The organism is Hydrogenophaga sp. GW456-12-10-14-TSB4 (assembly GCF_059424305.1).
The window spans coordinates 76,329-87,454 of sequence record NZ_JBWKZH010000017.1; the positions used below are offsets into that span (position 1 = coordinate 76,329).

General features: G+C 68.7%; 8 protein-coding genes. 3 read left to right on the plus strand and 5 right to left on the minus strand.

Features of this window, described 5'->3' with window-relative positions; all coding sequences use genetic code 11:
- The first annotated feature begins 22 nt into the window (after nt 1-22).
- The 3 genes from AC07ZS_RS11030 to AC07ZS_RS11040 are packed head-to-tail and all read left to right on the plus strand — an operon-like array spanning nt 23 to nt 4,152.
- On the plus strand, nt 23-2,686 hold the full coding sequence (locus AC07ZS_RS11030) for a circularly permuted type 2 ATP-grasp protein (RefSeq protein WP_494798643.1): 2,664 nt from the start codon (nt 23-25) through the stop codon (nt 2,684-2,686).
- Between the two features lies 1 nt (nt 2,687).
- Nucleotides 2,688-3,638: a transglutaminase family protein gene (locus AC07ZS_RS11035; RefSeq protein ID WP_494798644.1), complete on the plus strand. Its 951-nt coding sequence runs from the start codon at nt 2,688-2,690 to the stop codon at nt 3,636-3,638.
- Between the two features lie 43 nt (nt 3,639-3,681).
- Nucleotides 3,682-4,152: a RidA family protein gene (locus AC07ZS_RS11040; RefSeq protein ID WP_494798645.1), complete on the plus strand. Its 471-nt coding sequence runs from the start codon at nt 3,682-3,684 to the stop codon at nt 4,150-4,152.
- 27 nt (nt 4,153-4,179) lie between these two features.
- Here the strand turns inward: AC07ZS_RS11040 and AC07ZS_RS11045 are convergent, their stop codons facing one another.
- From AC07ZS_RS11045 to AC07ZS_RS11065, 5 genes are read right to left on the minus strand one after another with little or no spacing between them, the layout of a single operon-like run.
- Nucleotides 4,180-4,359, minus strand: a complete 180-nt coding sequence (locus AC07ZS_RS11045) for a hypothetical protein (RefSeq protein WP_494798646.1) — start codon at nt 4,357-4,359, stop codon at nt 4,180-4,182.
- Between the two features lie 21 nt (nt 4,360-4,380).
- Nucleotides 4,381-5,487 (minus strand): DNA glycosylase AlkZ-like family protein, encoded by a 1,107-nt coding sequence (locus AC07ZS_RS11050; protein WP_494798647.1) that lies wholly within the window; start codon nt 5,485-5,487, stop codon nt 4,381-4,383.
- 7 nt (nt 5,488-5,494) lie between these two features.
- On the minus strand, nt 5,495-7,843 hold the full coding sequence (gene parC, locus AC07ZS_RS11055) for a DNA topoisomerase IV subunit A (protein ID WP_494798648.1): 2,349 nt from the start codon (nt 7,841-7,843) through the stop codon (nt 5,495-5,497).
- 30 nt (nt 7,844-7,873) lie between these two features.
- Nucleotides 7,874-8,974, minus strand: coding sequence for a hypothetical protein (locus tag AC07ZS_RS11060; RefSeq protein ID WP_494798649.1), 1,101 nt, complete (start codon nt 8,972-8,974; stop codon nt 7,874-7,876).
- The gene (locus tag AC07ZS_RS11065) at nt 8,974-10,944 is read right to left on the minus strand and encodes a DNA topoisomerase IV subunit B (protein ID WP_494798650.1); all 1,971 of its coding nucleotides are present in this window, start codon (nt 10,942-10,944) and stop codon (nt 8,974-8,976) included. Before AC07ZS_RS11065 ends, AC07ZS_RS11060 begins: the two co-directional genes overlap by 1 nt.
- Between the last annotated feature and the right edge of the window lie 182 nt (nt 10,945-11,126).

Sequence of the window (11,126 nt, forward strand, 5' to 3'; positions counted from 1 at the left end):
CCGGAAAACCCCTGTTTGAAGGATGCAACACCGCGATTCACGGCCGCCCGGTCCGCCCGCACCCCAGCGGGCATACTCTAAGCCCGTGAATCCCGAATCCACCGAATCCCTCTTTGCCCAGCTGCGGCCCGACACGCCCGGTGAGTGGGCGCTCTCTCTTTCCGTGCCGGCCGACGCGGGTCACCGCGACGAACTGCGCGCGGGCGGGGACCCGGAGGCCGCGGCACTGTCCGGGCCCTGGGCCAGCTTTTTCGAGCACATCGGCGCCGACGGCTTCAACGACCTGAACCGCCGCGCCGAGAACCTCGAGCGCCAGATCCGCGACAACGGCGTGACCTACAACGTCTACGCCGACGCCTCCACCGGGCTGGAACGCCCCTGGTCACTGGACCTCTTTCCCAAGCTCATCGGCCCGCAGGACTGGGCCCAGATCGAGACCGGCGTGCTGCAGCGCACGCGCCTGCTCAACGCCATGATGGCCGACCTGTACGGCGAGCGCGAACTGCTCAAGCGCGCGCTGCTGCCGGCCGCGCTGGTGCAAGGCCACCCGGGTTACCTGCGCTCGATGCAGGGCGTTCGCCCGCCGGGCGACACCTGGCTGCACATCGTGGGCTTCGACCTCGCCCAGGGGCCGGACGGCCGCTGGTGGGTGGTCGGCCAGCGCACCCAGGCACCCTCGGGCCTGGGCTACCTGCTGGAGAACCGCATCGCCATCGGGCGCCAGTTCCCCAAGGCCTTCGCCGGCATGAAGGTGCAGCGCCTGGCCGCGAGCTACCGCGCGCTCATGGACGGCATCAAGCACATGGCGCCAGAAGGCGAGAACGCGCGCATCGCCCTGCTCACGCCCGGCCCCTACAACGAGACCTACTTCGAGCACGCCTACCTCGCGCGCTACCTCGGCCTCACGCTGGTGGAGGGCAACGACCTCACCGTGCGCGACCAGCGCCTGTTCCTCAAGACGCTCAGCGGCCTGGAGCCGGTGCATGCACTCATCAAGCGGCTGGACGACGAGTGGCTGGACCCGCTGGAACTGCGCTCCGATTCGCGCCTGGGCGTGCCCGGTCTGCTGCAGGTGCTGCGCGCGGGCAACCTGCTGCTGGCCAACGCGCCCGGCTCGGCGCCGCTGGAATCGAGCGCGCTGCTGGGCTTCCTGCCGGCCATCAGCCGCCACCTGCTGGGCGAAGAACTGAGCCTGCCCTCGCTTGCCACCTGGTGGTGCGGCGAAGACGCCGCCATGCGCGAGGTGCTGCCCCTGCTGCGCGACAGCGTGATCAAGCCCACCTACCCGCGCTCCGGCCTGGACACCGTGATGGGCCAGAGCCTGAGCGAGCGCGAGCTCGACGAGTGGTCGGGCCGCATGGCGCGCCATGCCGACGACTACACCGTGCAGTCCTGGCTGCCGCTGTCGCAGACGCCGACCTGGCGCGGCGAGCGGCTGATGCCCCGCTCGGCGATGCTGCGCGTGTTCGCGCTGGCCGATGGCCCGCATTCCTGGCGCGTGCTGCCCGGCGGCATGGTGCGGCTGGCGCCGCGTGGCCAGCTCATCGCGGCCATGCAGCGCGGCGGCAGCAGCGCCGACTGCTGGGTGCTCACCGACGGCCCGGTGGACCACACCAGCCTGCTGCAGTCCGCCCCGAGCACACTCACGCTGGCCCAGCAGAAGCGGCCCGTGACCAGCCGCGCCGCCGAAAACCTCTTCTGGCTCGGCCGCTACACCGAGCGCGCCGAGAACAGCGTGCGCCTCGCGCAGATCGTGCTCAACCACCTCGGCGGTGAAGAACCCAGCTCGCGCGCCCTGATGGCCTGGCTCTCCGCCATGGCGCGCGAGAACGCCCTGGTGCTGCCCGACGTGCCGACCGCCGCGCTCTCGGCGCGCGTGTTCTCGCGCAGCCTCATCGCCGCGCTCTCGCCCGCGCCCGGCGACGCGCTGGCCGCACAGTCCTTCAGCGTGGGCTTCAACCTGCGCGCGCTCAAGGCCGCCGCCGCGCAGGTGCGCGAGCGCCTGTCGCAGGAGCACTGGAACCTGATCGAGCGCACAGAAGCCAGTTTCGCGCGCGACTGCGCCGCCCTGTCGACCGATGCCGAGTACGCCACCGCCGAAGCCATCAACACACTGCAGAACGCCAGCGAACTGCTCGCCGCCATCACCGGCTCGCAGACCGACCGCATGGTGCGCGACGACGGCTGGCGCCTGCTCTCCATGGGCCGCCACATCGAGCGCTTGATCACGCTGGCGCGCGCGCTGTCGCTCGCGCTCGAACACGGCTGCGTGCACGACGCGGCCGGCTTCGAGGCCGTGGTCGCGCTGTTCGACAGCACCATCACCTTCCACGCCCAGTACCAGCAGCGGCGCGACATGGTGGCGCTGATCGACCTGCTGGTGATGGACCGCGACAACCCGCGCTCGCTCGCCTGGGTGGTGCAGACGCTGCGCTCGCGCCTGGCCAAGCTCTCGCACAGCGCGACGCCGCAGGACGCCGTGCTCGCGCGCGGCCTGCCCAACCCCGACACCTGGGTGCTGCCCGACCTGAGCAACTGGCAGCGCAGCCCCGACGGCCAGCGCGTCTGGAGCGACCTGGCCGCGCTGCTCGACGACTGCGAGGCCGCGGCGATCGAACTCTCCGACGAGATCACGCGCCTGCACTTCAGCCACGCGGACCAGCGCAACCAATCGCTCGGAGCCTGACATGCTCCTGCGCATCCTGCACCGCACCCGCTACCGCTACCACGGCGCGATCGACATGGCACAGCACATGGTGCACCTGCGGCCGGTGGACACGGCCTCGCAGCGCGTGCGCTCGCACGAGCTTCGCATCGATCCGGAGCCGGCCGCGCGCAGCGAGACCACCGACGTGTTCGGCAACCAGCGCACCTTCTTCTCGCTGCAGTCCGTCCACAGCATGCTGACCGTGGAGGCCGACAGCCTGGTCGACACGCAGGCGCCCGAGCCCCTGCCCGAAGGCCCGCCCTGGCGCGCCATGAACTGGGAGCGCGTGCGCGAGCATTTCCACTACCGCGCCCAGGCCCCATTCGACGCGGCGAGCGAGTTCCTGTTCGCCTCGCCCCATGTGCCGCGCGACGACGCCTTCGCCGCCTTCGCCCGCCCGGCCTTCAAGCCCGGCCTGCCAGTGCTGGAGGCGGCCCGCGCGCTGATGGAGCGCATCCACACCGAGCTCGAGTACGAAACCCACAGCACCGAAGTCAGCACCCCGGCGCTCGACGCGCTGGCGCAAGGCAAGGGGGTGTGCCAGGACTTCGCCCACATCATGCTGGGCTGCCTGCGCTCGCTCGGCCTGCCCGCGCGCTACGTCAGCGGCTACCTGCTCACGCGCCCGCCGCCCGGCAAGCCGCGCCTGATCGGTGCCGATGCCTCGCACGCCTGGGTCTCGGTGTACGTGCCCGTTCCGGAGACCACCGATGGACCCGGCGCCTGGTTCGACTTCGACCCCACCAACAACCGCTGCGGCCGGGGCAGCCCGGGCGAAGATTACGTGACCCTGGCCATGGGACGCGACTTCTCGGACGTCTCGCCCATGCGCGGGGTGATCCAGAGCGGTGCGCGGCACACGCTGTCGGTGGCCGTGACGGTGGCGCCGCCCGATGAACTCGAACAGCTTCAGGCCGCCGAAGACGCCTGACCCCCGTCGATAGAATGGGCCGCTCATTCTTCAGGAGCGTTCCATGAGCATTTACGACAAGCTGACCCAACTCGGCATCTCCCTGCCGCCCGTGGCCGTGCCCGCCGCGGCGTACGTGCCCTTCGTGCAGACCGGCAAGCTGATCTTCCTGAGCGGGCACATCGCCAAGAAAGAGGGCAAGCCCTGGGTCGGCCAGCTGGGTCTGACCATGACCACCGACGAAGCCAAGCCCGCCGCCCGCGCCGTGGCCATCGACCTGCTGGGCACCCTGGACGCCGCCTGCCGCGCCGCCGGCACCGATCTCGATGGTGTCAAGCGCATCGTGAAGGTGCTCAGCCTGGTGAACTCGACCGCCACCTACACCGAGCAGCACCTGGTCACCAACGGCTGCAGCGAGCTGATCGGCGAGGTGTTCGGCGCGGCGACGGGCGCGCACGCGCGCAGCGCCTTCGGCGTGGCTCAGTTGCCCCTGGGCGCCTGTGTCGAGATCGAGCTGATCGCGGAACTGAAGTAACCTCCCGCGCGCCTGCGGCGCGGGGGATCACTTCTTCCTGCGTTCGTTGGCGCGCCGCACCTGGCGGCTCTGGGTAACCTGCGTGATCGCCGCGTCCTTGCTGGCGCGGCGCCGGGCAAAGTGGCGCGTGGCGAAACGCGCAATGCCAAAGGCCACGGCCGCCATCACGGCCGCGATCACGATCCCCGTCCATTCGCTGTTGTTCATCTTCAGATCACCTGCGTCATTTCATTCCAGTCCGGCGGGCTTCAGGAAGCGCTCGAACCGCGCGAGCTCCTCGTCCAGCGCGCGCCGGAAACCGGCATCGCGGGGGCGTGCCCCGACAAACCCCAGCTCGTGCCGAAGCTGACCGCGCTCCAGGCGCAGGTTGGCCCAGCCCACCATGCGCTCGCCCCACAGCACCGGCAGGGCGTAGTGGCCCATGGTGCGTTTCGGCGCCGGCACATAGGCTTCAAAGCGATACGCCCAGTCCCACAGCATCTCGAAGCGCCGTCGGTCCCACACCACAGGGTCGAACGGCGCGAGCAGCCGCACCTCCTCACCGGGCTGGTGGCGGCGCGAGGTCGGGTTTTCATCGGCCGGCCAGAACCAGGTGGTGCCATCGATCACGGCATGGCCATAGCGCTCGCGCGCGGTCTTCACCACGGCGCGCGCTTCGGCCGACAGGTGATTGGCGCCATAGCGCAGCAAGGTGACCAGGTAACCGAGGCTGGGGGCCGGGATGGGCGCGTACAGCGCCACGATGACATCGACCAAGGCCTGGGCCCGCGCCAGGCGCGCCGCCGGGCTGTCGTCCTGCTCGGTGTGCCGCATCGCCTCGTACACCCGGGTGCCCGATTCACGGCGGCGCACGCGCAGCCAGCCGTGGTGGTGCATGTCGTCGAGCAGCCGGGTGCTGGCGTTGAGCTCCCCGCCCCAGTAGCCGGCCACGCGGCCATGGTGCACAAAGGCCTCGCCCACATCGCGCGGGTGGACCACGCCACGCTCCTGCACGAAGGCCAGCACCTCGCGCGCTCGGTCCGTGGTGGCCGCGTCCCAGGGTCGGCGCAGCGTGCGCGGGTGCAGCAGCGCCAGCATCTCGCGCGGCACGAAGCCGTAGTTGACGAAGGCGTCTTCTTCCACGCCCAGCCGCTCGTAACGGCGCTCCAGGTCGCCGACGCGGTAGTCGCGCACCCGCTGGTAGAGGATGAGGTCCTGTGCGCGCGCTGGGGCGCGCATCGGATCGGCCTGCACGAAACCGAGCCGGCGGATCGCGGCCGGCAAGGTCACGGGTTTGAACAGGCTGCGCGCGATCGCATAGCGGCGCAGCTCGGCCAGGGTGGGCGAGCGCGCCATCTTCGCCTTACTCCACCCGCGTGATGCGGTTGGGCTTGAAGCCCAGGTCCGCGGCCTTGCCCTTGCGGGCCCGTGCGGCGCGCGCGTTGTTGAGGCTTCGGATTTCCAGCGTTTCCTCGCGCTCCTTGCCGCCGCGACCGATGCCTTCGATCTTCACGCTGCGGGTGTAGGCCGCGGCGCCGGCCAAGGTGTCCTTGGCCTCGAGGTCGATCAGCATCAGGCCGCGACCGCCCTTCTCCATCAGCTTGAGTTCGCCGATCTCGAAGGTGAGGATGCGCCCACCGGTGGAGGCGCAGCACACGTGCGTGGCAGGCACCAGCGGCACGCCGCCAGACGTGAAGGCCGCGTGCGACGGCGCGCACGGCGTTTCACCTTCGCCGAGGTTGAGGAAGGTCTTGCCGCCGCGCTGGCGCGAGACCATGTTCTCCACCGTGGCCAGGAAGCCGTAACCGCCGCTGCTGCTGAGCAGCAGCGCGGCGTTGGCCGGGCCGGCGAAGTAGTGCAGCGGCTGCGTGCCGCTTTCCAGCTCGATCAGCGTGGTGATGGGCTGGCCGTCGCCGCGCGCGCCCGGCAGGCTGGCCACGGGCACCGAGTACACGCGCCCGTTGCTGCCGAAGGTGATGAGCGTGTCCACCGTGCGGCACTCGAAGGTGCCGTACAGGCCATCACCGGCCTTGAACGCGAAGCTGCCGGCCTCGTGGCCGTGGCCGGTGCGTGCGCGCACCCAGCCCTTGCTGGAAATCACCACGGTCACCGGCTCGTCCACCACCTTGATCTCGGCCACGGCCTTTTTCTCGGCCTGGATCAGGGTGCGGCGCTCGTCGGCGAAGGTCTTGGCGTCGGCCTCGATCTCCTTGACCATCAGGCGCTTCAGGCTGCCGGGGTTGCCCAGAATGTCTTCGAGCTTGCCCTGCTCTTCGCGCAATTCCTTGAGCTCCTGCTCGATCTTGATGGCTTCGAGCCGCGCGAGCTGGCGCAGGCGGATTTCAAGGATGTCCTCGGCCTGCCGGTCGCTGAGCTTGAAGCGCTCGATCAGCGCGGCCTTGGGCTCGTCGCTGTGGCGGATGATGCGGATCACCTCGTCGATGTTGAGCAGCACCAGCTGCCGGCCTTCGAGGATGTGGATGCGGTCGAGCACCTTGGTGAGGCGGTGCTGCGAGCGGCGGGTGATGGTGCCCTGGCGGAATTCGATCCACTCGGTGAGCATCTGCCGCAGCGACTTCTGCGTCGGCCGGCCGTCGAGCCCCACCATGGTGAGGTTGATCGGCGCCGACGTTTCCAGGCTGGTGTGGGCCAGCAGCGCGGTGATGAGCTCCTGCTGCTCGATGCGGCTGCTCTTGGGCTCGAACAGCAGGCGCACGGGCGCGTCCTTGCTCGACTCGTCGCGCACGCCGTCGAGCACCATGAGGATGCTGGCCTTGAGCTGCGTCTGCTCCTGCGTCAGCGCCTTCTTGCCGGCCTTCACCTTGGGGTTGGTGAGTTCCTCGATCTCTTCGAGCACGCGCTGCGTGCTCACGCCCGGCGGCAGCTCGGTCACCACAAGCTGCCACTGGCCGCGAGCAAGGTCTTCGATCTTCCAGCGCGCGCGCACCTTGAGGCTGCCGCGGCCGGTGCGGTAGGCATCGGCGATGTCGCTGGCCGGGCTGATGATCTGGCCGCCGCCGGGGTAGTCGGGCCCGGGCAGCAGCGTGAGCAGCTCGTCGTCGGCCAGCTTGGGGTTCTTCACCAGCGCCACGCAGGCGTCGGCCACTTCGCGCAGGTTGTGGCTGGGAATCTCGGTGGCCAGGCCCACGGCGATGCCGCTGGCGCCGTTGAGCAGGTTGAACGGCAGGCGTGCCGGCAACTGCTTGGGCTCGACGGTGGAGCCGTCGTAGTTGGGCACGAAGTCCACCGTGCCTTCGTCGATCTCGTCGAGCAGCAGGGTGGTGATCCGGGACAGCCGGGCTTCGGTGTACCGCATGGCAGCGGCGCCGTCGCCGTCGCGCGAGCCGAAGTTGCCCTGGCCGTCGATCAGCGGGTAGCGCTGCGCGAAGTCCTGCGCCATGCGCACCAGCGCGTCGTAGGCGGCCTGGTCACCATGCGGGTGGAAGCGGCCCAGCACGTCACCGACCACGCGCGCACTTTTCACGGGGCGCGCGGCGGTGTTGCGATTGGGCCCGCTGAAGCCCAGGCCCATGCGGTCCATGCTGTAGAGGATGCGGCGCTGCACCGGCTTCTGGCCGTCGCACACGTCGGGCAGCGCCCGGCCTTTCACGACCGAGAGCGCGTATTCGAGGTAGGCGCGCTGCGCGTAGTTCGCCAGATTGTCTTCAGGCTCTGGGGAGCTCAGGGGCAAGTCTTCGGTGGTGCTGTCCATGGCAATTCAATCAATTCAATAAGGAGACCGTCATCGAGTCAGGGCGAGCGCAATCCGCACCACCACCCAGACCATGATCAAGCCAAACACGATCCAGAGGCCGCGCATGGCAGATCGGAACTGCTGCATGCTCCGGTTGCCGCGCGCCACGAAATGCGCCGCACTGGCCTGCGAGGTCGACTGCATGCGCTCGAGCTCGATAGCGACACGGCTGTTCAGCGCGGCGAGTCGTTCAGGGTCCGGAAGGGCTCCCGAACCGATGCGCTGCAATTCTTCCAGTGACCGATCCACGTCCTGCATGGCGTCGGCCGCTTCGCGCTGCAAGCGCCGGGATTCCCGAGCCTCTGCAATCGGCTCGGCGTGATGCCAGCCCTCAACCAGCGGTGCGCCATGGCGTGTGCCGATGTGGCGGACGGCCTGCAACACGGTGTGTGGGTTGTCGTCCAGAAAGGCCAGCGAGATCCCGATCACCGGGACCTTGCGAGGCATGCGAACAATGGGCCAGAGGAAGCACACCATCCACCAACGCGGCGGCAGCAGCTGCAGATAGGCGTCGTCCGTCGCCAGCATCAGTTGCCATTGCTTGCTTCCCTTCACCTCGATGGCTTGCAGATCGACACCTTGCACATGCGACCAAGGCATCAAGGGCAACAACGGCATCTGAAGACCCAGCGGCCCGATCTGCAGCAAGGCCTGGCCCTGCAACGCTCGAAAACCGAGAGGCAACAATGCCAGCCAGGCCAATGCGAAAAGCAGCCCGACGCCACCCACGGCCATGGCCTTGCCGCGTTGGCCGGTATGCCAGAGGTCGGGCAACATCCAGTAAAAGACGGCCAGCAGGACAACAGCGAGGAACAGCGTGAACACGCCCCACTTGAACCAGCGCAGGCCCACATCGCGTTCAAAGCCTCGATACGCCTCGCCCTCGCGCTGATGCGCCGATTCGCGCTGCTTCTTGGCCTGGTCCATGCGGCGATCGCCCCAGACCGCCAGTGCCAGGGCGGTCACCAGAAGGCACAACGCCAAACCCGCTTCCGGCCAATCCCGGTCACCCAGCTGGATGACCATCCACATCGTGGCAAACAGCACCACCACGATGCCGCTCAGGCGCGCGAGCGAAAACCCCAGCATCAGATGTCCACTTCCACCGAGTCGCCGTGCAACTCCATCAACTCGCGGCGCGAGGCGGCTTCGCCCTTGCCCATGAGCTTGGTGATGAGCGCTTCGGTGCCGGCGAAGTCGACCGCGCCGAGCACCACCGGCATGAGGCGGCGCGTGTCGGGGTTGAGGGTGGTGTCCCAGAGCTGCTCGGCGCTCATTTCGCCCAGGCCTTTGAAGCGGCTGATCTGGCACTTCTCGGGCGCCACGCCGTCCTTGGCGGTCTTGTCGAGGATGGCGTGCAGCTCGCCTTCGTCCAGCGCGTACTGCTTGGCCGCCGGCTTCTTGCCGCGCGCGGGAATGTCCACGCGGAACAGCGGCGGGCGCGCCACGTAGACGTGGCCGGCTTCGATGAGCTTGGGAAAGTGGCGGAAGAACAGCGTGAGCAGCAGCACCTGGATGTGCGAGCCGTCGACGTCGGCGTCGGACAGGATGCAGACCTTGCCGTAGCGCAGGCCGCTCAGGTCGGGCGTGTCGTTCGGGCCGTGCGGGTCCACGCCGATCGCCACCGCGATGTCGTGGATTTCGGTGTTGGCGAACAGGCGGTCGCGCTCGACCTCCCAGGTGTTGAGCACCTTGCCGCGCAGCGGCAGCACGGCCTGGCTTTCCTTGTCGCGGCCCATCTTGGCACTGCCGCCGGCCGAATCGCCCTCGACCAGGAACACCTCGTTGTGCGCGAGGTCCTTGCTCTCGCAGTCGGTGAGCTTGCCGGGCAGCACGGCCACGCCCGAGCCCTTGCGCTTCTCGACCTTCTGACCGGCCTTCTGCCGCGACTGCGCGGCCTTGATGGCCAGCTCGGCGAGCTTCCTGCCGTAGTCCACGTGCTGGTTGAGCCAGAGTTCGAGCGCCGGGCGCACGAAGCTGCCGACCAGGCGCACGGCGTCGCGCGAGTTCAGGCGCTCCTTGATCTGGCCCTGGAACTGCGGGTCGAGCACCTTGGCAGAAAGCACATAGCTGGCGCGCGCGAACACGTCCTCGGGCAACAGCTTCACGCCCTTGGGCAACAGCGCGTGCAACTCGATGAAGCCCTTGACCGCCTGGAACAGGCCGTCGCGCAGACCGCTTTCGTGCGTGCCACCTGCGCTGGTGGGGATCAGGTTGACGTAGCTCTCGCGCACCGGCTGGCCGTCTTCGGTGAAGGCCACGCACCAGGCCGCGCCCTCGCCTTCGGCGAAGCTGTCGTGCCCGCTGTCGGCGAAGCCTTCGCCTTCAAACAGGGGAATGACCGGGTCACCGGTCAGGGTCTGTTGCAGGTAGTCGCGCAGGCCGCCCTTGTAGAGCCAGGTCTGGGTATCCCGGGTCTTCTCGTTCACCAGCGTCACGCTCACGCCGGGCATCAGCACGGCCTTGCTGCGCAGCAGGTGGGTGAGCTCGCCCATGGGCAAGGCGGCGGTTTCAAAGTACTTGGCGTCGGGCCAGGCGCGCACCGTGGTGCCCTGCTTGCGGTCGCCCTCGCCCTTGGGGGTGAGCACCAGCGGTTCGATCACGTCGCCCGCGGAAAAGGTCAATTTGGCCACCTGGCCCTCGCGGAAGCTGGTCACCTCCAGCCGGGTGGACAGCGCGTTGGTCACGCTCACGCCCACGCCGTGCAGGCCGCCGGAGAAGCTGTAGGCGCCGCCCTTGCCTTTGTCGAACTTGCCGCCGGCGTGCAGGCGGGTGAACACGAGCTCGACCACCGGGGCCTTTTCCTCGGGGTGCAGGCCGAACGGGATGCCCCGGCCGTCGTCTTCCACGCTGACCGAGTGGTCGGCGTGCAGCGTGACCTTGATCTTCTTGCCGTGCCCGGCCAGGGCCTCGTCGGCCGCGTTGTCCAGCACTTCCTGGATGATGTGCAGCGGGTTGTCGGTGCGGGTGTACATGCCCGGCCGCTGCTTGACCGGCTCCAGCCCCTTGAGGACGCGGATCGAGCCTTCGGAGTATTCGTTGGGTGTTTGGGTCGCCATGGGGGCGGATTGTATGCCCCAAAGACTGTATGCAAATACAGACTTCCCGGCACTGGCCGACGAGCGATGCACGCGCTTCATCAGTGGCGGTGGAAAATTTCAAGGGCGGCGGCCATGCCCGTGACAGGCAAGGCCCATCCTTCTTCGCTACAGTCCCCGGATGCCCTCGACCCCCACCCTTC